This is a genomic window from Geodermatophilus sp. SYSU D00696 (genome assembly GCF_054050235.1).
This window is the reverse complement of the sequence record NZ_JBJGYY010000018.1, coordinates 27,611-51,611: the sequence shown is the minus strand read 5'-3', so window position 1 is coordinate 51,611 and position 24,001 is coordinate 27,611. Positions and strand designations below refer to the sequence as shown.

Genomic DNA, 24,001 nt, shown 5'->3' with positions numbered 1-24,001 from the left:
GGCAGGCGGTCGGCACGTACCCGGCAGGGAGACGTGCGGGCGCGGCCCTCCGTTCCCGGACGGCGGGCGCTCAGCCCTTCGCGGCCGCCTTCACCGCCGCGCGCAGCGTCGGCTCCAGCGCCCAGAAGGCGAGGTCGGCGTGCTCGGCGCGGGCCTCCTCGAGGGCGTGCAGCCGGCCGTAGGTGAAGGTGTCCTCCCCCGCGCCGGAGGCCGCGGTGGCCAGCCGGGTGCACCACAGGCGGGTGACCACGGTGTCCTGCGCCTCGCCGAGCACGTCCTGCACCTGCTTCATGCAGGCGACCAGCGCCTCGGCGGGCGCGCCGAGCACCGGGGCCGCCACCTCGGCGGTGTAGCGCACCCGCTTGGCCGCCTTGCGGACCTCGTGGAGGGCGTGCTCGGTCTCCTCCTCGTGGGCGCCGGGGTCGGTCTGCTCCCGCTCGCGGGCCTCCTCGATGCGCGCCCGCATCCGCTTGCCGGTCCGCCTGACCGCGTCGGTGAGCACCGCCCGCGCGGGCTCACCGGCGGCCTCGGCCAGCGGCGGGTCGGCCAGCAGCGCGTGCAGCGAGTCCAGCAACGCCCGGTGCCGCCTGTCCGACAGCGCGCGGACGGCGGCCTTGCGGCCCCGTTCGACGTCGGCCACCTCGGTGGAGCGCAGCCGCGCGGACACCGGCCCGCGGACCAGCTCCACCGGCTGGGCGTCGACGACCGCGCGCAGGTGCTCGAGGGCCACCTCGCCGTCGCGGGCGCCGGAGAGCGCGGCGCCGATCCACTGCAGCTCGTCGCGGACGGGGTCGGTGGCGGTGCGGTCGAGGACGGGCCGGAAGGCCGCGAGGATGCTGCGCATCCGGCGGCAGGCCACGCGCAGGTCGTGGACGCCCTCGGGGTCGCCGGTGCGGACGCCGATGTCGGCGACCTGCAGCGCCTCGACCTGCGCGGCCAGGGCGCCCAGGACGACGTCGGCCGCCGTCTGCCCGCCGTCGCCGGCCCGCGCCTTGCGGCCCTTCTTCCCCTTCCTGCCGGAGGGCTCCGGCTCGGCCGACGCGGCGGGGCGCGGCACGGCCGGGCCGAGCGCGGCGAGCCGGTCGCCGAGCACCCGGGAGAGCTTGGACGGCGAGTCCGAGGGCCGGATGCCGGCGGCGACGAGGGCCTCGGTGACGGCGTCGAGCAGGTCCCGGTCGCCGTCGACGAGCTCCACCTCGAGCTCGCGCCAGGTGGTGACCTCGGCCGGGGACCCGGGGTCGGGCGCGAGCGCGGTGCCGGTGACGGTGTCGGCGGCGACCTGGGCCAGCACCCGGCCCTCGCCGTCGAGCAGGTCGGTCACCTGCCGCGTCGTCTGCAGGGTCGCGACCGGCTCGGGCCGGACCCCGCGCAGGACGGCGGTGACCGGCTCGGTCACCGCCCGCGGCACGACCGTGCGGCGTACGCCGATCGGGGCGTGCACCTCCCGCCGGGAGCCCGCGACGGCGGTGGGCAGCTTGAGGTGCCAGCCGGCGTCGGTGCCGCCGGTGCGCCGGCGCAGCGTGATCCGCGCGCGGGCCAGGCGCAGGTCCGGGGTGTCGTAGTAGGTGGCGTCCAGGTCGTACGTCTGCGGATCGCCGACCGAGGCGACGCCGCCGACCCCGGCCAGGTCCGGCAGGTCGACGTCCGGCCCGGTCTCGAACTTGCGCTCGACCTCGAGTTGCACGCTGCCCACGTCGTCCTCCTCAGCCGGGTCTGCTCCCGTGTCGACCGTAGGCGTCACCGGGGTGTCGTGGCACGCCGGACCGGGCACTCCCCGGCAGGTGGGACCGCCAGAGCAGGCGATCCGGAGGAGGCGAGCACCGTGTTGAGCGAGCGAGACCTGTCCGCGGCGATCGGGAGCACGGCACACGGTCCGGACGGCGAGAAGATCGGCACCGTCGAGAGCTTCTTCGTCGACGACCGCACCGGCGCACCGACCTGGGTCGCGGTCAGCACCGGGCTGTTCGGCACCCGTCACTCCATCGTCCCGGCGACCGAGGCCACCTTCGCCGACGGACTGCTGCAGGTGCCCGTGAGCAAGGAGGCGGTCAAGCACGCGCCGTCGGTCGGCGGGGACCACCTGAGCCCCGAGGAGGAGGCCGAGCTGCGCCGCCACTACGGCATCGGGACGGGGACGGGCGTGGGCACCGGCCCGGGGACGGGCGCCCCGGTCCCGCCGGCCTCGGGGGTGCCGGCGGGCGGGGGCGCTCCGGCAGCCGCGGCCCCGGGGGCCACCGCGCCCGGGACCGCGACGCCGGGGGCCGCGGGGCCGGCGATGTCCGTGGTCGACCCGGCCACCCGCCCGGTCCCCCCGCCGGCCACCGACGTCCGCACCACCACCGGCCAGGCCGCGCCGCCCCCGCACCCCCAGCACGCCGCCCCGTACGCCGATCAGCACACGACCCAGCACGCGGCCGCCCACGCCGGGGCCGACGTCGCCCGGCAGGCCTCCGACGGGGCCATGACCCGCAGCGAGGAGCAGCTGCGGGTCGGCACCCGGCAGGTCGCCGCCACCCGCGTCCGGGTGGTCAAGTACGTGGTCACCGAGGAGGTGCAGGTGACCGTGCCCATCCGTCGCGAGGAGATCCGCATCGAGGAGGTGCCCCTCGACGCCCCCGACCCCGGTCCGGGCGAGTCCCTCGTCCCGGCGGGCGCGCCGAGTGGTACCGCCGGCGGCGCCCCGGGCGGTATGGCCGGCGGCCTGCCCGAGGACATCGTGCTGCACGCCGAGCGGCCGGTGGTGAACGTCGAGGTGGTGCCGGTCGAGCGGGTGCGGCTGCGCACCGAGCTGGTCGAGGGCCAGGAGCGGATCACCGACCAGGTGCAGCGCGAGCAGATCGTCGTCGACGAGACCTCGTCACCCCGGACGGCACCGCAGGCGTCGCCCCAGGCAGCGCCGCAGGGGTACCCGCAGGCGTCGCCGCAGGTGCGCTGACCGGACTCGCCGGCCGCCGCCTCAGGGGCGGCGGTCGGCGAGGAAGGCGAACCGCTTGCGGGTGGCGGCGACCTCGGCGGCGTCGACGTCGGCCAGCAGGAGCGTCTCGCCGCCCGCGGCGGTCGCCAGCAGCTCCCCCATCGGGCTGACCACCTGGCTGTCGCCAGCGTGCTCGAGGCCGTCGCCGGCGGTACCCACGCGGTTGCACGCCACCACGTACGCCTGGTTCTCGATGGCGCGGGCGCGCAGCAGCGTCGTCCAGTGGTGCCGGCGGGGCGCCGGCCAGTTGGCCGTCACCAGGTAGACGTCGGTGTCCTCGGCGGCGGTCCAGAAGACGTCGGCGAAGCGCAGGTCGTAGCAGACGAAGGGCGTGATCCGCAGGCCGCCGACGGTCACGGTGACCGGTGCCTCGCCGGCACGGAACCGCTCGGCCTCGCCGCCGTGGGTGAACGGGTGCAGCTTGCGGTAGCGGTGGGTGGTGCCGTCCGGCCCGGCCAGGACGAACGAGTTGAACGGCAGGTCGCCGTCGGTGGCGATCTCCGGGCAGCTCCCGGCCACCCACACCCCGTGCTCGGCGGCCTGGGTGCGCAGGAAGTCCGCGGACGGGCCGTCCTCGGGCTCGCCGATGCCGGGCGTCATGGAGAAGCCGGTGGAGAACGTCTCGCTGAGGAGCACGAACTCCGCCCCGGCGCCGGCCGCACGGGCGACCTGCGGCGCCAGCCGGGCGTAGTTGGCCTCCCGGTCCTCCCAGACGATGTCGTGCTGCACCACTCCGAACCTCATGGCCCCATCCTCGTCAACCGGCTCACGGCCTCGGCGAGCACCTCGTCGCGCTTGCAGAACGCGAAGCGGACCAGGTGCCGGCCCAGGTCGGCGTGCCCCGCGGTCCAGAACACCCCCGCGGGGACGGCGACCACCCCGGCCCGCTCGGGCAGGGCGCGGCAGAATGCCAGGCCGTCGCCGTCGGCCCGCACCCCGCGGACGTCGACCATCGCGAAGTAGGTGGCCTCCGGGGTGATGGTGGGCAGGCCGGCCGCACGCAGTCCGCCCACCAGGACGTCGCGCCGGCGCTCGAGGTCGGCGGCGATGCGGGTGAAGTAGGCGTCGGGCAGGCCGAGCCCGGCGGCGATGGCCGGCTGGAACGGGCCGGCGTTGACGTAGGTGAGGAACTGCTTGGCGGTGCGGACGGCGGCCACCAGCGGCGCCGGGCCGCAGGTCCAGCCGACCTTCCAGCCCGTGGTGCTGAACGTCTTGCCCCCGCTGCTCACCACCAGCGTCCGCTCGCGCAGCCCGGGCAGCGTGGCCGGGGAGACGTGCTCGGCGCCGGAGAAGACCAGGTGCTCGTAGACCTCGTCGGTGACCAGCAGCAGACCGGCGTCCAGCACGACCTCGGCGACGGCGTCGAGCTCCGCTCGGGAGAACACCTTGCCGGTGGGGTTGTGCGGGGTGTTGAGCAGCAGCAGCCGGGCGCGCGGTGAGACGGCGGCGCGCAGGTCGGCGGGGTCGAACGTCCAGACGGCGCCGTCGGTGTCGGCCGGTGGCGGGGTCAGCGGCACCGGCCGCAGCACGCCCCCGGCCATCGCGACCGCGGCGGCGTAGCTGTCGTAGACCGGCTCGAACACCACGACCTCGTCGCCGGGCTCGACCAGCGCCAGCATCGCCGCGGTGAGCGCCTCGGTGGCCCCGGCGGTGACCAGCACCTCGGCGTCGGGGTCGTAGGTCAGGCCGCGGAAGCGCTCGACGTGCGCGGCGATCGCCCTGCGCAGCTCCGGGGTGCCGGGGCCGGGCGGGTACTGGTCGTGCGCGGTGCCGATGGCACCCCGGGCGACGTCGAGCACCTCGGCCGGCCCGGGGGTGTCGGGGAAGCCCTGGCCCAGGTTGATCGACCCGGTGGCCGCCGCCAGCGCGCTCATCTCGGCGAACACCGTGGTGCCGAAGCCCTGCAGCCGGTCGGCCAGGTACGGCGCGCGGGTCGCGGGGGCGCTCATGCGCCCACCGCCGCGAAGCGCGCCGACCGGCGGGCGACGTCGGCCTCCTCCAGCCGCACCCGCACGCGCGAGCCGGGCTCCAGGCCGGCGCCCGCGCAGCGCGCCCGCACGGCCGGCTCGTCGAGGACGACGGTGCCGCGACCGCCGTCGGCGTCCACCACCACCGCGTCGAACTCCTCTCCCTCACGGCCGGCCAGCAGCCAGGCCTCCGTGGCGTCGACGACCGCCCGCTCCACCGCGCGGGTGCGCCGGTCGGAGGCGGCCATGAGTGCCGGCAGCTCCGGCAGGACGGCCCGCACGGCGGGGTCGGGCCCCCGGCCCGCCGCCAGCGCCAGGCACACCTCGGTGCCGAACCGGTCGACCAGCCGCCGCAGCGGCGCGGTCACGTGCGCGTACGGGGCGCCGACGCCCGCGTGTCCGGCGTCGGCGGGCGGGTCGCCGTCGACGGGGGTGTAGGCGGCGCCGCGCAGGAGGGCGGCGGCCTCCTCGAGGAAGGCCAGGTGCCGCGGGTCGGTGAGGTCCAGCGCGGCCAGCACCCGGCCGGGACCCGCGCCCGCCGGCCAGTCGACGCCCAGCGCGGGGGCCAGCCGGCGCAACCGGGCGACGTCCTCGGGGCGGGCTTGGGGCAGCGTGCGCAGCAGGCCGACGCCGCCGTCGACCATGAGCTGCGCGGCCACCCGCCCGGTGAGCAGCGAGATCTGCGCGTTCCAGCCCTCGACCGCCAGGGGTGCGCGGGTGACCAGCGTCCAGCCGCCGCCGTCGGTGCGGACGACCTCCTGCTCGGGCGAGCCCAGCTCGATCGCGCCGCGGGCGGCCGCCTGCTCCTGCAGCAGCCGCCCGAGCTCCGGCAGCAGGGCGACGGCGTCGGGCAGGGTCCCGGCGTCGGCCTGGGCCTGGACGTCGGGGTAGGCGAGCCGGGCGCGGCTGCGGACGCGCGCGCGGCGGAGCTCGACCGACCGGACGCCGGCGTCGGGGTCCAGGCGGACGGTCCACAGCGCGGCGGCGCGGAGCTCGCCGGGCAGCAGGCTGGCCGCGTCCTCGCTGAGCACCGTCGGGTGCAGCGGGGTGCGCCGGTCGGGGGCGTACAAGGTCTGGCCGCGGCGGCGCGCCTCGGCGTCGAGCGCGCCGCCGGGCGTGACGACCGCGCCGACGTCGGCGATGGCGTAGCTGACCCGGTAGCCGCGGCCGTCGCGCGCCAGGTGCACGGCCTGGTCGAGGTCGCGGCTGCCCGGCGGGTCGATGGTCACCAGCGGCAGGTCGGTGGCGTCGAGGTCGGGCAGCGGCCGGTCCGCGGCGATCCGCTCGGCCTCGGCGAGCACGCCGGTGGGGAACTCCTCGGGGACGTCGAACTCGGCCCGGATGGCCGCGAAGTCGGGTCCGGTGGGGGCCGCCGCGGGCCAGCGGGGCACCAGCAGCGGGGGCGGCGGCAGTCCGTTCCACGTGGAACGCTCGTCGGGTCTCACGCGACGCGCACGTCCTCGCCGCCGTCGATCGAGACGACGTCGCCGCGGCGGACCTGCCGGCCGCGCCGGTCCTCGGGCTCGCCGTTCACCCGGACCGCGCCGGTGACCAGCACGTCCTTCACCTGTGCGCCGGTGGGGACGGCGTCGACGAGCTTGAGCAGCTGGCCGAGGCGGATGGAGTCCTCGCCGGGGCGGAGTTCGACGGTGCGCACGGTCCCATGATCAGGCGAGGACGAGCTCGTCGCCCACCGCCACCCGGCCGGGCACCGGGACCAGCGCCCCGACGGCCAGCATGCTGCCGCGCTCGCGGTGGATGGTCTTGAGCACGGTGGTGTCGCGGCCGATCCCGCCGGGCTGGGGCCGGGTGACCATGACGCAGCGGCTCACCGGCTTGAGCACGTCGAGCACGGCGGTGCCCAGGCGCACGGTGCTGCCCACCAGGGCGTCCTCGCCGGCGCCGTCGAGCAGGACGTTGGCACGGAACCTGCGGCGGTCCCAGGTGCCCAGCGTGCCGGTGGAGACCAGTGAGACCCGGATGCGCGAGCTGTCGTGGAACGCGCCGGTCGCGCCCTCGAAGGCGTCCCAGACGTCCTCGTCGTCGTCGGGGCTCTCGTAGTGCCGCGGGCCGCGTTCGGCCTCGGCGGCGCGCAGCGTCACCGGCCGGCCCAGCCAGTCGGAGAGGACGCCGTCGTCGGTGGTGACGGTGCCGTCGGGCAGCACCACCTCGACGCCGCCGTCGTCGCGGAGCCGGCCGGCGGCGAAGAGCAGGTCGGGCACCCGGCGGGCGGTCAGCCCGAAGCCGGTCGAGCGGTCGAACAGCGCCCACTGCCGGTCGCCGGCCAGCCCCTGCGGGCCGACGTCGACGGCGTCGAGCCGCTGCCCCTGCAGCGACTTGACCGGGTAGCGCCACAGCTCGAGCACGCGCACGTCAGGCCGCCGTCCAGGCGAGGGCCCACGTGCCCGACCAGGTCTCCCCCGGGCCGAGGACGACGAGGTCGACGCCGTCGGCCAGCGCGTTGGGCGGGCAGGTCATCGGCTCGACGGCGAGGCTGCGGCGCCGCTGGCCCTCGGGCAGCGTGTCGCCGCTGTAGACCTGCAGCCACGGCCACGCCTCGTCGACGGCGAGCTCGAGGGTGCCGGCGCGGCCGCGCAGCCGGACGCGGGCCCGGCCGTCGTCGTCGCGGACCAGGTCGGTGAGGGCGTCGTCGAGGGGCCGGTCGCCGATCCGGCCGACGTCGCCGTCGAAGGGCCGCCGGGTGCCGGTGGGCAGGCCGCCGTCGAGGTCGAGGGTGGTGCGCGCCGGGACGGTGAGCTCGGCGTCGCCGATCCCGCCGTCGGCCGTGGCGCCCACCGACAGGTAGGGGTGCATGCCGGCACCGAGCGGCGCGGGACGCTCGCCGGCGTTGCGGACCCGCACCGTGACGGCCAGCCGGTCGCCGCTCAGGTGCGTGTCGACGGCGGCCGCGAGCCGGAACGGGTAGCCCGGCCGCGCCTCGACGACGGTGCCGACGCTCACCGCGTCGGAGTGCCGGGCCAGGACCGACCACCGCTGCCAGGTGACCAGCCCGTGCGCGGCCGGCTTGCCGGGGCCGGCGGTGTCGAGCTGGAGCTGCTGGCCCTCCCAGGTCCACTGCTCGTCGCGGAGCCGGTTGGGCCAGGGCAGCAGCACGCCCCCGCGCCGCCCGGTCGGCACCGTGCCGGCGGGGTAGCCGTCGAGGACGTCCCACTCACCGACGGTCAGCGCGCGCAGCCCGCCTCCGCGCAGGTCGACGGCGAGCCGGGCGTCCCCGCTGACCAGCTCCACCTCCGCCGGCTCGGTCGCGGGCCACGCGGTCATCGGCGGGACGCTCATGCCCGGCAGCCCACCACACCGGCGCTCCGTCAGCCCAGTGGTCCCGCTCGGGATCGCGAGATCGGCGGTCTCGTGGCCATCAGCAGCTCATGACCACGACATCGCCGATCTCGGCCGCCGGGCCTGTCGCCGGCCGCGTCCTCGGCAAGCGAGCACCGACGGTCACGGAAGGGCGTTGGGGCCCGGCGGAGCGCCCGTGCCCGACTCCCGGTCTCCAGACGGTCGTCAAGCCCTCCACCTGATCTCTGAGCAGGGCGCTGACCTGGGGATTCGAGTGGTGAGGGGATTCTCGATGAGCTAGTATTCGATCATGCGTTCGAGCGGGTGGGAGACCGGTGACGTCCTCGACGACGTGGCCGCGCTCATCGCCGAGCGCAACCGGATCGACGCCGCGCTGGCCCGCCGGGTGCGGGCGGCGGAACTGGCCCAGGCGCCCGAGCGGGACGGGCAGAAGAGCATGGCGTCCTGGCTGCGCGGGCACTGCCGGCTGTCCGGATCAGACGCCGCCCGGCTGGTCACGAATGGTCGGGCCCTGGAGCACCTGCCCGCCCTCGCCGAGGCCCATGACGCGGGCTGGGTGACCGCGGCGCAGGTCGCCGAGGCCGCCGGGCTGCTCACCCCGGCGCGGCGGGCGGCGTTCGCCGCCGCCGGGGTCGACCTGGGCGAGGTCGACGGGGTGCTCACCGGCGTGGCGGTCGAGCAGGACCACGCCGCGCTGGTCGCGGTGGTCCAGCACTACCAGCACGCCTGCGACCCCGACGGACCTGAACCCGATCCCACCGAGGGCCGGTCGCTGACGCTGTCGAAGCACGGCGACGGCAGTCTGTCGTTCCGCGGGCACCTCGACGCCGTCGGCGGGGAGAAGTTCCAGGCCGCCTTGGAGCCGTTCGTGCAGCGCGACCGCCCGGCCGGCGACGAGCGCACCCGCGCCCAGCGGCAGGGCGACGCGCTGGTGCAACTGGCCGACACCAGCCTGGCGTCCGGTCAGCTGCCGGTGCTGCGCACGGTCAAGCCGCACGTCGCGGTGCGGGTCGACCTCGACGACCTGGCCGACCCCGCCACCGGGCTCGGCGCCGCCACCATGGGGTTCGGGGCGACGATCTCCGCGGCCCGGGCGCGCTGGCTGGCCTGCGACGGGGCGATCTCCCGGGTGGTGTTCGGGCCCGACGGGGTGCCGCTGGACCTCGGGCGCAGCCGGCGGCTGGTCAGCCGGCAGCTGCGCCGCGCGGTCGAGCTGCGCGACGGGGGCTGTGTCTTCGCCGGCTGTGACGCCCCGAGTCACTGGGCCGACGTGCACCACCTGGTGCACTGGATCGACGGCGGCGAGACCTCACTCGACAATTCGGCGCTGTTGTGCGAGCGGCACCACACCCAGGTCCACCACGGCTTCCGCGTCGAACGACAACCCGGCGGGCGATGGCGCACCTGGCGCCCCGACGGCACCGAGATCACCGTCCCCGCACCGCTCGCCCCCGCCGCCTGACCGACCCGCGCACGCCGGCACGGCCGCCCGCACCCCCCGCGGACGGCCGTGCCGGCATGCCCGCGGTCAGGCCGCGGCGGTCACCTGCTCGCCGATCTGGAGGACCTGCTCCCGGGTCAGCGCCTGCGGGGCGAGGAGCTGGAAGAAGCGCCCGTCGGCGAGCCGGCCGAGGAGCATCCAGGAGGGAGAGGCACCGGCGTCACCCTCGACGAGCGCCAGCCGTCCGGGCCGCCCCTGGACCGTCACCGTCTCCACCGGCGCCGCCAGCGGGAGCCCGTCGAGGAGCCCGTCGATCGTCCCCGGGTACTCGTGGCCCACCGCGCTGAGCCGCAGCGACAGGCCGGGGTCGGTGTCGCTGACCAGGTCCAGGCTGCGGCTCTCCTCGTAACCGCCGACCGACCAGCCCGCCGGCGCGAGCCCGAACTGGAGGCCCACCGGCTGCGGCCGGTCGACGACCGTCTCCCCCACCGCGACCAGCGCCCCGGTGTCGGCGTGGACGCCCTCGCCCGAGAGCTGGATCCACTGCCCGTCCCGGCGCTCCCACAGGAGGGTGACCACGCCGCCCTCCCGCCACACGGACGCATCCACCCCGTCGACGGTCGCCGTGCCGTCCGGAACTCCCTCGTGCCAGAAGCCGTAGTCCTCCGACGTGCGCGGGTCCTCCGGGTAGACGCCGAGCAGCACCCGGTCCCCGCCAGGGGACGTGTGGTCGGCGATGGAGTACGGCGGCGTGCTCCCGTACTGCGGCATCCCGCCCCGGTGGCTGTAGGACGGCGTCAGCCCCTCGGGCACCGGGTCCAGGGACACCGGGAACGTGATCGCCTCGGCGGCGACCAGCACGATCGCGCCCGGTGCCGGCGCGGCGACGGACGGAGCCGGGCGCGGCGGGGCCGGGGAGGTCGGCTCGGCGACCACCACCGCCGTCGCCCAGGCGGCCGCGACGGCCACCAGCCCCGCACCGACGCGCAGCGACCTCCGCCGGCCCGGCGGCCGCAGGGGGCGCCGGCCGGTCCGGGCGGTGCCGATCTCCTCGAGCAGCGCGGCGCGGGCCGCCGCACGGGCGGCGGGCGTCAGGGCCGGCGCCTCGGGCCCCGCCGCGCGGAGCAGGGTGGTCTCGTTCACCGGATCTCCTCGAGAGCAGCTCGGGTCTGGCGGCGCGCGCGGTGCAGGCGGGAGCGGACCGTCCCCACCGGCACGTCGAGGACGGCCGCGACCTCCTCGTAGGACAGGTCACCCCAGGCGACCAGCAGCAGGACGTCGCGGTCGCGCCGCTGGAGCCCGGCCAACGCGGCGGCGAGCGGTCCGCGCAGCGCCTGGGCGTCCAGCCGGCCGTCCGGGTCGTCGTCGGGCCGCGCGTCCCGCTCGCCGGCCGCCCGGGCCAGCGCCCGGTAGCGGCGCCGCTCGGCCCGGGCGGCGCCCCGCACGAGGTTGGTCGCGATCCCGATGAGCCACGGCCGGACGTCGAGGTGCTCGGGGCGGTAGCCGGCCCGGCGCCGGAAGGCGACGAGGAACGTCTCGCTGAGCAGGTCGTCGGCGAGCTCGCCCACCCGGCGGCCGAGGTAGCGGTGCACCGCCGTCGCGTGCCGGTCGAACAGCATCGCGAAGCGCTCCGGGTCCGCCAGCGACGCCGCGACCAGCTCCGCGTCGGTGGGCAGGGCGGAGGGCAGCGCGCGCAGCGGCACGGCGTCCGGCTGCTCCGCCGAGCGGGACAGGGCGGTCACGACCGGCGATGATCTGGCAGCGCAGGGTGGACTCGTCACACCCCTCCATGTCCGGAGTGGCGGATCGGGTTCACGACCCGTCGAGCACCCGCTCGTAGTACAGCGAGCACCCGGCGTCGGGATGGTCGAGGTAGGCACCGAACGCCGGGATCGCCCGGTACCCGGCGCCCTCGTACAGCGCGATGGCCTCGGGCTGGCGCGGACCGGTCTCCAGCCGCAGCGTCGTCCACCCGCGCGACCGGGCCGCGGCCTCCAGTGCCGCCAGCACCAGCTTCGACACGCCGCGGCCCCGTGCGGAGGGGACGACGTACATGCGCTTCACCTCGGCCACGTCCGCACCCAGCGCCCGCAGCGCCCCGCAGCCCACCGCGGTGCCGTCGGCGTCCCGGGCCACCAGCACCACGCTGACGTCGGCGGCCGACGGCGGCGTCCCGGGCTCGCCCTCGCCGTCATACCGCGCGCGCAGCTCGGCCTGCTGCGCGGCGGTCAGCCGCTGCACGTCCGCGTCGTCCCAGGCCGCCGGGGTGAGCCTCACCGGCTGATCCCGTGCAGCAGCAGGCCGGCCAGCTCCCGGTAGGCGGCGGCGTCGTCCAGGCCGGTGACCCGGGCGGTGTCCCCGCGGCCGATCCGCAGCATGAGCGTGGTGACGGTGTCGGCCACCAGCGCGGGGTGCACCTCGCGGAACCGGCCCACGGCCACCCCCTCGGCGATCAGCGCGCTCACCCGCTCCGCCGCGACGGCGGTGTTGTGCTCGTACACCGCGCGCCCGGGCGGGAACGCCTCCAGGTCGCGGTGGAAGGCCCGCGACGCCGGGGTCAGCGCCCGCGCCACCGCCTCCAGGTAGGCCGTCACCCGCTCCGCGGGGTCGTCCTCGGTCGCGGTGCGCGCCTCGACCTCGGCGGTGGCCCGGCGGAAGAAGTGCCGCACCACCCGGACGGCGAGCTGTTCCTTGCTGTCGGCCAGCGCGTACAGCGTCGTCTTCGAGCAGCGCAGCCGGACGGCGAGGTCCTCGAGGGTGAACCCGGCGAAGCCCTCGGCCAGAAACAGCTCCTCCAGCTGGTCGAGCAACTCGGCCTGGCGCACGGTCAGCCGCCGCTCGCGCTGCTCCGTCGTGGTCACCACGTCGTCCCACCTCCCGCCTGGACGCTGCACAGTACCGCGGTACCGTTCGCAGTACTGCCGTCCGCGACGAAGGGGACCCCCGTGGCCGTCGACCGTGAGCTGCCCACCCAGGAGGCCGCCGACCTGATCGCGCTCACCCGCGAGCTCGCCGACGCCGAACTGGCGCCCCGGGCCGCGGAGTACGAGCGCGAGGAGCGCTTCCCGCGGGAGGTGTTCGCCAAGCTCGGCGAGGTCGGCCTGCTCGGGCTGCCCTTCGGCGAGGACGTCGGCGGCGGCGGCCAGCCCTACGCCGTCTACCTGCAGGTGGTCGAGGAGCTGGCGATGCGCTGGGCCACCGTCGCGCTCGGGGTCAGCGTGCACACCCTCGCCTGCGGCCCGATCGACCGCTTCGGCACCCCCGAGCAGCGCGAGCAGTGGCTGCCGGAGATGGTCGGCGGCCGGCTGCTGGGCGCCTACTGCCTGTCCGAGGCGCACGCCGGCTCCGACCCCGCCGCCATGCGCGCCCGCGCCGTCCGCGACGGCGAGGGCTGGGTCGCCTCCGGCGAGAAGGCGTGGGTCACCCACGGCGGGCACGCCGACTTCTACTCCACCTTCCTGCGCACCCCAGACGACGGCGAGCGCGCCATCTCCTGCTTCCACCTCACCCCCGACCTGGCCGGGTTCACCGCGGCCCCACCCGAGCAGAAGATGGGCCTGACCGGCTCGACGACGGCGGCCATGCGCCTCGACGACGTCGCCGTGCCGGCCGGCCGCATGGTCGGCGAGCCCGGCCGCGGCCTGTCCATCGCCCTGGGCGCGCTCGACTCCGGGCGGCTCGGGGTCAGCGCCGTCGCCGTCGGGCTGGCGCAGTCCGCCCTCGACGTCGCCGTCGCCTATGCGATGGAGCGGGAGGCCTTCGGCCGGCGCATCGTCGACCACCAGGGCGTGGCGTTCCTGCTCGCCGACATGGCCGCCGCCGTCGAGTCCGCCCGCGCCACCTACCTGGTCGCCGCGCGCCGCAAGGACGCCGGGCTGCCTTACTCCCGGCAGGCGAGCATCGCCAAGCTCGTGGCCACCGACGCCGCGATGCGGGTGACCACCGACGCTGTCCAGGTGCTCGGCGGCGCCGGCTACACCCGCGACCACCCCGCCGAGCGGTACATGCGCGAGGCCAAGGTCATGCAGATCTTCGAGGGCACCAACCAGATCCAGCGCATGGTCATCGGCAAGCACCTGGCCAAGGAGGCCACCCCGGCGAACGGCTGACCGTGTGCAGGACGCACGGGCGATCGATGACGTCTGTCAATGGGCACGCCCCGGGACCGCGGGAAGACTCGGGGCACACCGCCTGACGAGGAGCCCCCGATGCCCGAGCCGCACCTGCTCGCCGCCGACGCCGACCGCGCCGCCGTGGTCACCCGCCTGGACCAGGGCCTGGCCGACGGCCGGCTGACCCTGGCCGACTACGAGGACCGCTCGGCCCGCGCGCACGCCGCCCGCACCTATGGCGAGCTGGCCGACCTCACCGCGGACCTGCCCGCCGCGGCCCGGCAGCCGGACCGCCGCCCTGCCCCGGTCGCGCGGGCGGTGACCTGCGGTCCGTGGCACGGCGCGTGGGGCGCCGACCTGCGCGCGGCCTGGAGCCAGTGGGCGGTCACCGCGGTGGTCGTCGTCGGCATCTGGCTGGTCTCGATGCTGGCCACCGGCGACCTGCAGTACCCGTGGCCGGTGTGGGTGGTGGGTCCGTGGGGCGTGGTGCTGCTGGCCCGCACGCTCGGCGAGCGGCGTCCGGGGCGCAGCGACCGGCAGCAGCGCCTCCCCGCCTGATCCGGGCGGGTGTCGTCCGGACCGCCCGGGTAGGGGTTCCCCGACCCCAGCCACGCACCCGGAGGACGCCGTGCACACCCTGACCGAGCGCTTCACCGCCGCCCTGCACCACCTCGACGCCGAGCGCGACGCGCAGCCGATGGTCGAGCTGACCGGCGAGGACGCCGTCCTCATGAAGCTCAACGAGGACCACGAGGCCCGCGGGCCGGAGGGCGCCAAGCGCTTCTGGGAGGACTACCGCAACGTCTTCGGCGACCTGGAGACGACGTTCACCTCCAGCACCGTGGGGGAGAGGACCGCGGCGCTGGAGTGGGAGTCGCGCGGCACGCTGCGCAGCGGGAAGCCCTTCCGCTACAAGGGCGTGACCGTGATCGAGAGCGACGGCTCCCACGACGGCCCGCTCACCGGCGTCCGCACCTACTACGACTCCGCCGCGTTCGTGCAGGAGAGCGCCGGCACCGCCTGACCGGTACTCACTCCCCCGTCCGCGCCCGGGCGGCGCAGTCGTCGACGACGGCGTCCCAGCCCGCCCGGGACTGGACCAGCTCCACGTCGCTGCGCCGTCCCACCGCCATCGGGTAGGTGTAGGTGAGGCCGCCGTCGGCCGCGAAGCGCAGCACGAACCCGTGCGGCAGCAGGCAGGCGACGAAGCGCTCCTCCACGGCGGGGTCGGCCGACAGCGAGGGATCGGCGGCCGAGGCGAACGCCCACGACACCGGGGCGGGGGTCCCCTCCGTCCGCGAGATGTAGCGGAGGCCGGTCGTGGACCCGTCGCGGACGAGCTCGACCACCTCCGAACCGGGGTACACCGGCGCGGGCACCTCGGCGACCAGCGCGCCGTCGTCCTCGGGCAGCTCCGTCCACTCCCGGCCGATCGCACCGTCGCCGAAGCGCACCGTGCCGGGCGAGTAGCGGCCCCCCTCGCCGGGCCGGGTGACGACGGCCAGCACCGGCGCGACGCCGGTCGTGTCGAGCAGCGCCACCGTCGCACCCCGTCCGCTGCGCTCGGGCGGGGCGAGCAGGGTCAGCTCGCCGGGCGCCGCGCCGGGCGGGCCGCCGAACCAGGCGTGCAGCAGCTGGCCCTCGTCCTCGCCCATGATCAGCGCCCAGCGCCGGCCGTCGGGCAGCTCGCCGGCGAAGGCCACGTGCCGGGCCGACTCCGGCGGGCTGAGCTCGGTCCCGCCCGGGCCGAGCGGCGCGGACCAGTCGATGGCCGCCACCCCGGCGACGAAGTCCTCGTCGACGGCGAGCGAGCCGCGGGTGGGGAGGTCGTACAGGAGCGGCGCGGCCTGCGGCGTGCGCTGCCCGGCGCCGGCGACCTCCCCCGCCCCGGGGCCGGCGTCGGGCACGAGGGCCGGCGCCGCGGCCCCGAGCAGGGCGACGGCGAGCGCCCCGGCGACCCAGGCGGCCCGCGTCCGCCGCTGCCGGCGGGCCAGCGCGACGGCGGCGTCGGCGGCGTCGGCCCCGCGCGGCGGGCCGGCCTCGGCGGCCAGCCGGTGCAGGGCGTCGCGGACGTCGAGGTCGGGGTGGGTCACGACGGGTTCCTGTCGGTCGAGGAGGCGGTCTCGGGGCCGAGCACCCGGCGCACGGCGGCCAGGCCGCGGGCGGTGTGCGTGCGCACGGTGCTGGGGGAACAGCCGAGCAGGGCGGCGGTCTCGGTCTCGGTGAGGTCCTCGTAGAAGCGCAGCACGAGCACCGCGCGGGCCCGCGGGGAGAGCTGGTCCAGGGCCCGCCGCAGCTCGTCGCCCAGCGCGTACGCGTCCTGCCAGTCCCCGGCGGTGCGGTCGGGCAGCGTCTCGAGCACCTGCTCGCCGTGCCAGAGCCGGCGCCGCCAGTCCAGGTGGCAGTTGAGCAGCAGCCGCCGCACGTAGGCGATCGGGACGTCGGCCCGCTGCACGCGGCTCCAGTGCCGGTAGGTCCGGGCCAGCGCCGTCTGCACGAGGTCCTCGGCGTGGCCGCGGTCGCCGGTGAGCAGGTAGGCGGTGCGCAGCAGCGCTGCCTCGTGCGCCACGACGAACGCCGTGAACTCGTCCCGGTCGGCGCCCATGTCCACCCGCTCCCGTGGTGTCCCTGACCAGTTGACCCGGCGGGAGGCCACGATGCGCGACGGCGGGAGGTCACGAAAGGGTCACGGTTCCCGGTCGCGGTCCCGGTCAGGAGGGGACACCGCTCCCGTGTGCCCGGGACCGGTCCGAGCAGACGGTGAGGGCACACCGGCGGGGACGTCCCGCCGCAGCGGACCCGGAGGTCCCTCCCGTGCACACCACCGCCCCCACCCCCGCCCCGGCCGCGCCGGCGCCCGCGCGCACCCTCGGCCCCGTCGGCCGCCGGCTGGCCGTCACCGGCCTGGTCGTCGGCGCCCTGCTCAACACCGCCGAGGCGGCGCTGCTGCAGTTCCTGCCCGAACGCCCGGAGGAGATCGTCGACCAGCTCGCCCTGGTCGGGGAGCACACCGCCCTGTTCACCACCCGCCTGGTCACCGGCACGCTCGCCATCCCGTTCATGGCGATCGCCTTCCTGGCCGCCGCGGGCCTGCTGGCCACCCGCATGCGCAAGACCGCGTACGCCGCCGGCGCCCTGCTGCTGGCCGGCATGTGGGGCTTCGTGGGCATCCACCTCATGGGCTACCTGCAGCTGCCGGCGTCGGAGTCCGGCGACCTCGACGGCGCGGCCGAGCTCCTCTACGCCGCCGAGGCGCACCCGGTGTTCCTCGCGCTGTTCCTCGCACCCTTCCTCCTGGGCACGACGCTGGGCATGGTCACGCTCACCGTCGGCCTGCTGCGCTCGGGCGTCGTCCCGCGGTGGATCCCGGCGGCCTGGCTGGTGTTCATCGTGCTCGACTTCTCCGTCGGCGCGGTCGGCCCGGTCGACCCGCACTACCTGTGGCTGGCCGGTGCCCTGGGGCTGGCGGTGCACATCGCCCGCTCGGGCGAGCGGCGCGGCCTCGCCTCCTGACCGGGACCGACCCCGACCCCTACGGTCCCCCGACGTGTACCGGAACCGGCGCGGCAGCCGGGTCGCCCGCCCGGCGGCCCGGCTGCTCGCCGTCGCCGCGGTGCTCGCCACCGCCGCCGCCCTGGCCCTGCCCGTCCTGCGCGGCGGGGACTGGCTGCCGCAGCTCTTCCGGACGCCGGAGCCGGTGGCCGGCCCCAGCTTCGCCGTCGCCGGCGCCCTGCTCGTGGGGCTGCCGCAGGCGCGGCGCCTGGGCTGGCTGCTGGTGGCCGTCGGCTGCTCGGCGTCGGCGTACGTGCTGGCGACGTCCTGGTGGGCCGCGGCCGGCCAGACCGGGCCGGCCGGCTGGGTGCGCGGCTGGGTGTGGGTGCCGGCGCTGCTGCTGGTCACGACGGTCCTGCCGCAGGTGCTCCCCTCCGGCCGGCCGCTGCCCGGCTGGTGGCGGCTCCCGCACGCGGCGGCACTGGCGCTGACGGTCCTCACCACCGCCGCGCTGGCGCTGCCCCTCGGCATCGGCGACCCGTTCGGCGTCCCCGCCTTCCCCGTCCTGCTGGGCACGCTGGTGGTGGCCGGCGTCGCCTCGCTGGCGGTCCGGGTCCGCCGTGCCGACGGCGTCCAGCGGCGACAGCTGGCCTGGGCCGGCTACGGCGTCGTCGCCGCGATCGCGGCCACCTTCCTCGCGCCGTGGTGGGGCGTCTCGCTGGCCGTGCTGCTCGTGCCGGCCGGGCTCGCCGTCGCCGCGTTCCGGTACCGGCTCTACGACATCGACGTCCTGGTCAACCGCACCGTCGTCGGCGGCGTGCTGCTCGGCCTGACCGCGCTGGTGTACGCGGCCGTGGTCGGCTGGGCCGGGGCGCTGCTGGGCGACCGCCGCGGATGGGCCCCCTTCCTCGCCGCCTTCGCGGTGGCGCTGGCCTTCCACCCCGCCCGGCTGCACGTGCAGCGCCTGGTCGACCGGCTGCTCCACGGCGACCGCGGGGACCCCTACACGCTGCTCACCCGGGTCGACGCCGCCCTCGGTGCCGCCGCCTCCCCGCGGCAGGCGCTGCGCGACGGCGCCGCCGCGGTGGCGACCAGGCTGCGGCTGCGCGGAGCGGCGGTCGAGGTGCCGCTGCCCGGGGGCGCCGTCGTCCGGGAGGAGTCGGGCCGGGTGCCCGACGGCGCCCGCCGGGTGCCGCTGGCGCTGCACGGCGAGCCGGTGGGCGAGCTGCTCGTGGCGCCGCGGGCCGCCGCGGCCGGGCTGGACCCCGCCGACGACCGGGTGCTCGCCGACCTCGCCGGGCGGCTGGCGGCCGCCGCCTACGCGGTGCGGCTCACCGGCGACCTCGCCGAGTCACGGGAGCGGCTGGTCACCGCCCGCGAGGAGGAGCGCCGCCGGCTGCGGCGGGACCTGCACGACGGCCTGGGCCCGCAGCTGTCGGCGGTGGTGATGACCCTGGACACCGCCGGGTCCGCGCTGCGGCGCGACGACGCCGCCCGGGCCGCCACGCTGGTCGCCGCCGCCGGCAGCCAGGCCGCCGACGCGGTCGCCGACGTCCGGCGGCTGGTGCACGGCCTGCGCCCGCCGACGCTCGACGACCTGGGGCTGCTCGGCGCGCTGCGCGCCGGCGCCGCGCCGCTGGTCGAGGGGGGACCGCGGGTGACGGTGACCGGCGAGGGCGAGCTGACCGGACTGCCCGCCGCCCTCGAGGTCGCCGCGCTGCGCATCGCCCAGGAGGCGCTGCACAACGCCGTCCGCCACGCGGGCGCGCGCACCGTCGCCGTGCACGTCCGGGCCTGCGCGGACGCCGTCGAGGTCGAGGTCACCGACGACGGCCGCGGGCTGCCCGAGCGGCCGGTCGCCGGCGTCGGCCTGCTGTCGATGCGCGAGCGCGCCGCCGAGCTGGGCGGGTCCTGCTCCGTCGGTCCCGGCGAGCCGTCGGGCACCCGCGTCCACGCCGTCCTGCCGCTGCCGGCAGCCGACTGAGGAGGACCCCGTGCGCGCCGTCGTCGCCGACGACCACCCCGTGTTCCGCCAGGGCCTGCGGGTCCTGCTCGAGGACCTCGGCGTCGACGTCGTCGCCGAGGCCCCGGACGGGACCGCGGCCGTCGAGGCGGCGCTGCGGGAGCGCCCGGACGTCGTCCTGATGGACGTGCAGATGCCCGGCCTGTCGGGGATCGAGGCGACCCGGCAGCTGGTGGAGCAGTGGCCGGAGGCCCGGGTGCTGGTGCTCACCATGGTCGCCGACGACGAGGCCGTGTTCGCGGCCGTGCAGGCCGGCGCGCTCGGCTACGTGCTCAAGGGCGCCGGCCAGGCGGAGATCGGCCGGGCGCTGGAGTCGGTCGCCGCCGGGCAGGCGGTCTACGGCGCGGAGGTCGCCCGGCGGCTGCGGGCGTTCTTCACCGCGGGGTCCGGCGTGGTCGCGAAGCCCTTCCCGGAGCTGTCCGACCGCGAGCGGGAGGTCCTGGACCTGATCGCCGCCGGGCTGCCGAACACCGCGATCGCCTCCCGGCTGTTCCTGTCGGAGAAGACCATCCGCAACAACGTGACGTCGATCTTCGCCAAGCTGGCGGTTCGCGACCGCGCCGAGGCGGTGGTGCGGGCGCGCGAGGCGGGGCTGGGGCGCGGCCGGTAGGGGCGCGTGCCTCAGCCGGCCGTCGCCCCTCCGGTGGTCTCTCCAGTGGCCGCGGCGTCGGCCGTGGCCGCCTCGGCCGCGTCGATACAGGCCCGCAGGAACCGCTCGACCACCTCGGCCTCGTCCGGCGGCAGGTCGCCGGCCACCCCCCGCAACCGCCCGCCCAGGGGGCGGAAGGCAGCGGCGGTCAGGTCCCGCGCCCGCTCGGGGAGCACCAGCACGCTGCTGCGCCGGTCGTGCTCGGCGGGGACGCGGACCACGTGGCCGGCCCGCTCCAGACGGCCGATGAGCGCCGAGGTCGCGGGCGCGCTGAGCGACAGGGCCGCGGCCAGCCGGCTCGGGGTCAGCGGGTCGCGGCGGGCCTGGGCCCCCCACAGGTGCCCCAGCGCCTCGAGGTCGGTGCGGTGCAGCGCGTGCCGCCGGGCGACGACGTCGGCGAAGCGGTCACTGACCAGGGTGAACTCGCGCAGCAGGGCCACCAGGTCCCCCGCCCGTTGCGCGTCCACCCGCGGGATGCTACTACTTCCATCATGGAAGCACTTGGGTCGGCAGGGCCCCCTCGGTGATCGAGGTCGACGGGCTGGTGAAGCACTACGGGCCCACGCGCGCGCTGGACGGGCTCTCCTTCACCGCCCGTCCCGGCACCGTGACCGGTTTCCTGGGCCCGAACGGTGCCGGCAAGTCCACCTCCCTGCGGATCCTGCTCGGCCTGAACCGGGCCGACGCCGGCACCGCGACCGTCGCGGGCCGGCGCTACGCCGACCTCCGCGCACCGCTGCACCTGGTGGGCAGCCTGCTCGACGCCCGGGCGGTCGCACCCCGGCTGAGCGCCCGCGCGCACCTGCTGGCGCTCGCGCGCAGCAACGGCATCGGCGCCGGCCGCGTCGGCGAGGTCCTGGCCACCTGCGGGCTGGAGGACGCGGCACGCCGCCCGGTCGGGGGCTTCAGCCTCGGTATGAGCCAGCGCCTGGGCCTGGCCGGCGCCCTGCTCGGCGACCCTGCCGTCCTGGTCCTCGACGAGCCGGTCAACGGCCTCGACCCCGAGGGCGTCATCTGGATCCGGGAGCTGCTCCGGGAGCTGGCCGGCGAGGGCCGCACCGTGCTGCTGTCCTCGCACCTGATGAGCGAGATGGCCGTGACCGCGCACGACCTGGTCGTCATCGGGCGCGGGCGCTTGCTCGCCCAGACCACGGTCGCCGACGTCACCGCCCGCGCGGAGGGGTCGGGTGTGCGCGTCCGCACGCCCGACCCGCGCGCCCTCGCCGACCTGCTGCGGGCGCGCGGCCTGGAGGTCACTCCCGACGGGCCGCCGGCCGACGACGGCCGCGGTGCGCTGTGGGTGCGCGCCGTCAGCACCGACGAGGTCGGCCGGATCGCCGCCGAGCACGGGGTGACCCTGCTGGAGCTCAGCGCCCGGCAGGGGTCGCTCGAGGACGCCTACCTGCAGCTCACCGCGGAGGTGGCGCAGTACCGCGGCCGGCCACCCGCGACCGACGTCCCGGGCAACGCGGCGACGGGTGCCGGCGCCGGGCGGGCCGCCGCGTGAGCGCCTCCGACGCCGGCCCGGCCGCCGGGGCCGCCGTCCTCGCCGACCGGCTGGCGCGGGCCGCACCGGGGCGGCGCCGCCAGCTGGTGCGAGCCGTCTCCGCCGAGTGGGTCAAGGCCCGGTCGCTGCCGTCCACCTGGACGGCGCTCGGGACCTTCCTCGGCATCATGCTCGGCCTGGCGGTGCTCATCCCCCTGACCCGCGACCCGGGGTCGCTGCCACCGGCCGAGCGGGCCCGGGTCGAGCCGGTGGCCGAGGCGCTCAGCGGCGTGTTCATGGGTCAGGTCGCCCTGGCGCTGCTCGGCGCGCTGCTGGTCACCGCGGAGTTCTCCTCCCGCGCCATCACCGTCACCGGCCTCGCCGTACCGCAGCGGCGCGTGCTGCTGGCCGCCAAGGCGCTGCTCCTGCTGACCCTCACCGTGCCGGTCGCCGTCCTGGCCGCCACCGTCGGCACCGCCGTCGGCCTGGGCATCCTCCGCGGGCAGGGCCTCACCGTGGGCCTGACCGACGCCGGCGTCCCCCGAGCCGTCCTCGGCGCAGCGGCCTACCTGGTCCTCGTGGCACTGCTCGGCCTGGCCGTGGGGACGCTGCTGCGCTCGACCGCGGCGACCGTGGTGCTGCTCACCGGCGCGCTGTTCCTGCTCCCGGTGCTGGTCGGGCTCCTGCCGGCCGGCATCGCGGACGCGGTCGGACCGTGGCTCCCCAGCCAGGCCGGGCAGGCGGTCCTCCAGCTCGGCGACCCGGCCGGCTACCTCCCACCGGTCGCGGGCGTCCTGGTGCTGGCCGCCTACACCGCCGTCCTGCTGGCCGCCGCTGCCCGGGTGGTCAGCCGCCGCGACCTCTGATCCCCGGGACCGGGCACCGGGCCGGACGGGCGAGACCCCGCCCGGTGGTCCGGACGGGGTCTCGACGTGCTGGTGGGCAAGGGGGGAGTTGAACCCCCACGTCCTTCCGGACACACGGACCTGAACCGTGCGCGTCTGCCATTCCGCCACTTGCCCTGGCGAGGAACGACCTTAGCAGCCGGCCGGCCGCAGCCGGCGGAGGGGGCCCCGTCGCGGCGGGCGGCCCGCGTGGCGCGTCGCGTCGCGGGCCGGTCACCGCCCGTCGGCACGGCTAGGATCGTCGGGAGGACCATCGGTGCCGGGTGAGGTGGAGGAGCGACTGTGGGCGTGCTGCAGCGCTTCGAGCGACGCCTCGAGGGGATGGTCGGCGTCGCCTTCGCCCGCCTGTTCAAGGGCAAGGTCCACCCCGCCGAGATCGCCAAGGCCCTGCAGCGGGAGGCCGACGAGCAGCGCTCCGTCATGGGCGAGGGCCGCGTGCTGGCGCCCAACGTCTACGACGTGCGGCTGGGTCCCACCGACTACGAGAACCTCGCCGAGTGGTCCGAGCAGCTGGCCGCCCAGCTCGCCGACATGGTCTCCGAGCACATCGAGGGCGAGGGCTGGCAGGTCTTCGGCACCGTGCAGGTCCGCCTCGAGCGCGACGACGACCTGCCCACCGGGGTCTTCGAGGTCAGCTCGCACGTCGCCGACCCCGCGCGGCCGGGCTCCCGCGCCGACGGCGCCGTCGTCCCGCCGCCCCCGCCGATGACCGGCTCCGGCGCGGTCCCGCCGCTGCCGCCGCTGCCCGGGCGGGTCGCCACCGACACCGGCCGGCAGCACCCGTCGGTGGTCGGCCGCGCCGGCTCCCGGCCCGGCGTGACGCACGTGCTCGTCGTCGACGGGCCCGGCACCCGGCACGAGCTGACCACCGGCCGCAACGTGATCGGCCGCGGCACCGACGCCGACATCCGGCTGCCCGACACGGGCGTGAGCCGCAAGCACGTCGACGTCGTCCTGGAGAGCGGCACCGCCGTCGCCGAGGACCTCGGCTCGACCAACGGCACGCTGGTCAACGGCCGCCGGATCAGCCGGCAGGCACTGTCCGACGGCGACGTCATCCGCATCGGGCACTCCGTGCTGGTGTACCGGCAGGACGGCACGTGAGCGGGCGCCGGTCGTGACCGCCGAGATCGTCCTGCAGCTGTTCCGCTTCGGGTTCCTGCTGCTGCTGTGGCTGTTCATCTTCGCCGCGTTCCGCGTGGTGCGGGCCGACCTGTTCGGCGGCCGCGCCGGGCGGGTGGCCTCGGTGCCCCCGCGCGCCGCCGCCCCCGGCCGGCGGCGCGGACGCGGCCCGCGCACGCTGGTCGTGACCGCCGGCCCGCTGACCGGTACCAAGATCACCCTCGGGGAGCAGCCGATCCTCATCGGCCGCGCCGACGACTCCACGCTCGTCCTCACCGACGACTTCGCCAGCTCCCGGCACGCGCGGCTGACCAACCGGGGTGGACAGTGGTACGTCGAGGACCTCGGCTCCACCAACGGCACCTACCTGGACCAGCAGCGGGTGCAGGGGCCGTTGCTGGTGGCTCCCGGCCAGCCGATCCGCATCGGCCAGACCGCCCTGGAGCTGCGCGGATGACCTCGCTGACGACCACGACGACGCACGCGCCGACGACGGGCGCGACGACCACGGG

Annotated in this window: 26 protein-coding genes and 1 tRNA gene; 12 read left to right on the top strand and 15 right to left on the bottom strand. The window is 76.9% G+C overall.

All coding sequences use genetic code 11. The annotated features are described in order from the left end of the window. Positions 1 to 70 precede the first annotated feature (70 nt). Positions 71 to 1,693, bottom strand: coding sequence for a CYTH and CHAD domain-containing protein (locus tag ACI79O_RS13255; protein WP_456914369.1), 1,623 nt, complete (start codon positions 1,691 to 1,693; stop codon positions 71 to 73). 129 nt (positions 1,694 to 1,822) lie between these two features. Between ACI79O_RS13255 and ACI79O_RS13250 the strand changes: the two genes are divergently transcribed. After that, positions 1,823 to 2,935: a PRC-barrel domain-containing protein gene (locus tag ACI79O_RS13250; protein ID WP_456914368.1), complete on the top strand. Its 1,113-nt coding sequence runs from the start codon at positions 1,823 to 1,825 to the stop codon at positions 2,933 to 2,935. Positions 2,936 to 2,956: 21 nt separating this feature from the next. Here the strand turns inward: ACI79O_RS13250 and ACI79O_RS13245 are convergent, their stop codons facing one another. Genes ACI79O_RS13245 through ACI79O_RS13220 form a run of 6 tightly spaced genes read right to left on the bottom strand, consistent with a single transcriptional unit; the run spans position 2,957 to position 8,238 of the window. After that, on the bottom strand, positions 2,957 to 3,718 hold the full coding sequence (locus tag ACI79O_RS13245) for a nitrilase-related carbon-nitrogen hydrolase (protein WP_456914367.1): 762 nt from the start codon (positions 3,716 to 3,718) through the stop codon (positions 2,957 to 2,959). Then, complete coding sequence (locus ACI79O_RS13240) at positions 3,715 to 4,923, bottom strand: pyridoxal phosphate-dependent aminotransferase (protein WP_456914365.1); 1,209 nt, start codon at positions 4,921 to 4,923, stop codon at positions 3,715 to 3,717. The genes ACI79O_RS13245 and ACI79O_RS13240 overlap by 4 nt, the downstream gene beginning before the upstream one ends. Then, a complete protein-coding gene (locus ACI79O_RS13235) occupies positions 4,920 to 6,386 on the bottom strand; it encodes an RNB domain-containing ribonuclease (RefSeq protein WP_456914364.1) in 1,467 nt (488 codons plus the stop codon). The genes ACI79O_RS13240 and ACI79O_RS13235 overlap by 4 nt, the downstream gene beginning before the upstream one ends. After that, the gene (locus ACI79O_RS13230) at positions 6,383 to 6,598 is read right to left on the bottom strand and encodes an RNA-binding S4 domain-containing protein (RefSeq protein ID WP_456875808.1); all 216 of its coding nucleotides are present in this window, start codon (positions 6,596 to 6,598) and stop codon (positions 6,383 to 6,385) included. Before ACI79O_RS13230 ends, ACI79O_RS13235 begins: the two co-directional genes overlap by 4 nt. Positions 6,599 to 6,608: 10 nt before the next feature. Continuing rightward, the gene (locus ACI79O_RS13225; RefSeq protein WP_456886488.1) at positions 6,609 to 7,313 is read right to left on the bottom strand and encodes an MOSC domain-containing protein; all 705 of its coding nucleotides are present in this window, start codon (positions 7,311 to 7,313) and stop codon (positions 6,609 to 6,611) included. A gap of 1 nt (position 7,314) precedes the next feature. Beyond that, positions 7,315 to 8,238 (bottom strand): aldose epimerase family protein, encoded by a 924-nt coding sequence (locus tag ACI79O_RS13220; RefSeq protein WP_456914363.1) that lies wholly within the window; start codon positions 8,236 to 8,238, stop codon positions 7,315 to 7,317. Positions 8,239 to 8,548: 310 nt separating this feature from the next. Here ACI79O_RS13220 and ACI79O_RS13215 point away from each other — a divergent pair, with 310 nt between their 5' ends. Next, entirely contained in the window at positions 8,549 to 9,721 is a 1,173-nt protein-coding gene (locus ACI79O_RS13215) for a DUF222 domain-containing protein (protein WP_456914362.1), read from the top strand. Positions 9,722 to 9,787: 66 nt separating this feature from the next. Here ACI79O_RS13215 and ACI79O_RS13210 read toward each other — a convergent pair whose 3' ends face one another. From ACI79O_RS13210 to ACI79O_RS13195, 4 genes are all read right to left on the bottom strand, one after another. Next, positions 9,788 to 10,843, bottom strand: coding sequence for a hypothetical protein (locus tag ACI79O_RS13210; protein WP_456914361.1), 1,056 nt, complete (start codon positions 10,841 to 10,843; stop codon positions 9,788 to 9,790). Then, on the bottom strand, positions 10,840 to 11,442 hold the full coding sequence (locus ACI79O_RS13205; RefSeq protein ID WP_456914360.1) for an RNA polymerase sigma factor: 603 nt from the start codon (positions 11,440 to 11,442) through the stop codon (positions 10,840 to 10,842). Before ACI79O_RS13205 ends, ACI79O_RS13210 begins: the two co-directional genes overlap by 4 nt. Before the next feature lie 70 nt (positions 11,443 to 11,512). After that, entirely contained in the window at positions 11,513 to 11,977 is a 465-nt protein-coding gene (locus ACI79O_RS13200; protein ID WP_456914359.1) for a GNAT family N-acetyltransferase, read from the bottom strand. After that, on the bottom strand, positions 11,974 to 12,564 hold the full coding sequence (locus ACI79O_RS13195) for a TetR/AcrR family transcriptional regulator (protein WP_456914358.1): 591 nt from the start codon (positions 12,562 to 12,564) through the stop codon (positions 11,974 to 11,976). The genes ACI79O_RS13200 and ACI79O_RS13195 overlap by 4 nt, the downstream gene beginning before the upstream one ends. Before the next feature lie 81 nt (positions 12,565 to 12,645). On the opposite strand from ACI79O_RS13195, the gene ACI79O_RS13190 reads away from it, so the two are divergent. The 3 genes from ACI79O_RS13190 to ACI79O_RS13180 all read left to right on the top strand — a co-directional run bounded on the left by ACI79O_RS13190 (position 12,646) and on the right by ACI79O_RS13180 (position 14,836). Next, positions 12,646 to 13,809: an acyl-CoA dehydrogenase family protein gene (locus ACI79O_RS13190; RefSeq protein WP_456886502.1), complete on the top strand. Its 1,164-nt coding sequence runs from the start codon at positions 12,646 to 12,648 to the stop codon at positions 13,807 to 13,809. Positions 13,810 to 13,908: 99 nt separating this feature from the next. Further along, positions 13,909 to 14,370 (top strand): DUF1707 SHOCT-like domain-containing protein, encoded by a 462-nt coding sequence (locus ACI79O_RS13185; RefSeq protein WP_456886504.1) that lies wholly within the window; start codon positions 13,909 to 13,911, stop codon positions 14,368 to 14,370. Between the two features lie 70 nt (positions 14,371 to 14,440). After that, positions 14,441 to 14,836, top strand: coding sequence for a nuclear transport factor 2 family protein (locus ACI79O_RS13180; RefSeq protein ID WP_456886506.1), 396 nt, complete (start codon positions 14,441 to 14,443; stop codon positions 14,834 to 14,836). Between the two features lie 7 nt (positions 14,837 to 14,843). Here the strand turns inward: ACI79O_RS13180 and ACI79O_RS13175 are convergent, their stop codons facing one another. After that, positions 14,844 to 15,905, bottom strand: coding sequence for a hypothetical protein (locus ACI79O_RS13175; protein ID WP_456914357.1), 1,062 nt, complete (start codon positions 15,903 to 15,905; stop codon positions 14,844 to 14,846). Next, positions 15,902 to 16,417, bottom strand: a complete 516-nt coding sequence (locus tag ACI79O_RS13170; protein ID WP_456886510.1) for a SigE family RNA polymerase sigma factor — start codon at positions 16,415 to 16,417, stop codon at positions 15,902 to 15,904. The genes ACI79O_RS13175 and ACI79O_RS13170 overlap by 4 nt, the downstream gene beginning before the upstream one ends. A 209-nt stretch (positions 16,418 to 16,626) precedes the next feature. On the opposite strand from ACI79O_RS13170, the gene ACI79O_RS13165 reads away from it, so the two are divergent. From ACI79O_RS13165 to ACI79O_RS13155, 3 genes are read left to right on the top strand one after another with little or no spacing between them, the layout of a single operon-like run. Further along, positions 16,627 to 17,325, top strand: coding sequence for a hypothetical protein (locus tag ACI79O_RS13165; protein ID WP_456914356.1), 699 nt, complete (start codon positions 16,627 to 16,629; stop codon positions 17,323 to 17,325). A gap of 34 nt (positions 17,326 to 17,359) precedes the next feature. After that, the gene (locus tag ACI79O_RS13160) at positions 17,360 to 19,288 is read left to right on the top strand and encodes a histidine kinase (RefSeq protein WP_456914355.1); all 1,929 of its coding nucleotides are present in this window, start codon (positions 17,360 to 17,362) and stop codon (positions 19,286 to 19,288) included. 10 nt (positions 19,289 to 19,298) lie between these two features. Continuing rightward, on the top strand, positions 19,299 to 19,937 hold the full coding sequence (locus ACI79O_RS13155; protein WP_456875795.1) for a response regulator: 639 nt from the start codon (positions 19,299 to 19,301) through the stop codon (positions 19,935 to 19,937). A gap of 11 nt (positions 19,938 to 19,948) precedes the next feature. On the opposite strand, the gene ACI79O_RS13150 is transcribed toward ACI79O_RS13155, so the two are convergent. After that, on the bottom strand, positions 19,949 to 20,443 hold the full coding sequence (locus tag ACI79O_RS13150) for a MarR family winged helix-turn-helix transcriptional regulator (RefSeq protein WP_456914354.1): 495 nt from the start codon (positions 20,441 to 20,443) through the stop codon (positions 19,949 to 19,951). A gap of 56 nt (positions 20,444 to 20,499) precedes the next feature. On the opposite strand from ACI79O_RS13150, the gene ACI79O_RS13145 reads away from it, so the two are divergent. Together ACI79O_RS13145 and ACI79O_RS13140 are read left to right on the top strand one after the other, a co-directional pair. Continuing rightward, on the top strand, positions 20,500 to 21,483 hold the full coding sequence (locus ACI79O_RS13145) for an ATP-binding cassette domain-containing protein (RefSeq protein ID WP_456914353.1): 984 nt from the start codon (positions 20,500 to 20,502) through the stop codon (positions 21,481 to 21,483). Continuing rightward, positions 21,480 to 22,328, top strand: coding sequence for a hypothetical protein (locus tag ACI79O_RS13140; RefSeq protein WP_456914352.1), 849 nt, complete (start codon positions 21,480 to 21,482; stop codon positions 22,326 to 22,328). The genes ACI79O_RS13145 and ACI79O_RS13140 overlap by 4 nt, the downstream gene beginning before the upstream one ends. A gap of 70 nt (positions 22,329 to 22,398) precedes the next feature. Here ACI79O_RS13140 and ACI79O_RS13135 read toward each other — a convergent pair. Further along, positions 22,399 to 22,484: transfer RNA gene (locus tag ACI79O_RS13135), tRNA-Leu, on the bottom strand. Positions 22,485 to 22,649: 165 nt separating this feature from the next. Here ACI79O_RS13135 and ACI79O_RS13130 point away from each other — a divergent pair. Continuing rightward, positions 22,650 to 23,471, top strand: coding sequence for an FhaA domain-containing protein (locus tag ACI79O_RS13130; protein WP_456886521.1), 822 nt, complete (start codon positions 22,650 to 22,652; stop codon positions 23,469 to 23,471). 13 nt (positions 23,472 to 23,484) lie between these two features. Next, the gene (locus ACI79O_RS13125; protein ID WP_456886523.1) at positions 23,485 to 23,946 is read left to right on the top strand and encodes an FHA domain-containing protein FhaB/FipA; all 462 of its coding nucleotides are present in this window, start codon (positions 23,485 to 23,487) and stop codon (positions 23,944 to 23,946) included. Positions 23,947 to 24,001 lie beyond the last annotated feature (55 nt).

What these genes read in the sequence shown, in the direction of transcription:
- ACI79O_RS13220 (WP_456914363.1), bottom strand. Translation starts at nt 8,238, where the DNA reads ATGAGCGTCCCGCCGATGACCGCGTGGCCCGCGACCGAGCCGGCGGAG.
- ACI79O_RS13215 (WP_456914362.1), top strand. Translation starts at nt 8,549, where the DNA reads ATGCGTTCGAGCGGGTGGGAGACCGGTGACGTCCTCGACGACGTGGCC.
- ACI79O_RS13245 (WP_456914367.1), bottom strand. Translation starts at nt 3,718, where the DNA reads ATGAGGTTCGGAGTGGTGCAGCACGACATCGTCTGGGAGGACCGGGAG.
- ACI79O_RS13170 (WP_456886510.1), bottom strand. Translation starts at nt 16,417, where the DNA reads ATGGGCGCCGACCGGGACGAGTTCACGGCGTTCGTCGTGGCGCACGAG.
- ACI79O_RS13240 (WP_456914365.1), bottom strand. Translation starts at nt 4,923, where the DNA reads ATGAGCGCCCCCGCGACCCGCGCGCCGTACCTGGCCGACCGGCTGCAG.
- ACI79O_RS13185 (WP_456886504.1), top strand. Translation starts at nt 13,909, where the DNA reads ATGCCCGAGCCGCACCTGCTCGCCGCCGACGCCGACCGCGCCGCCGTG.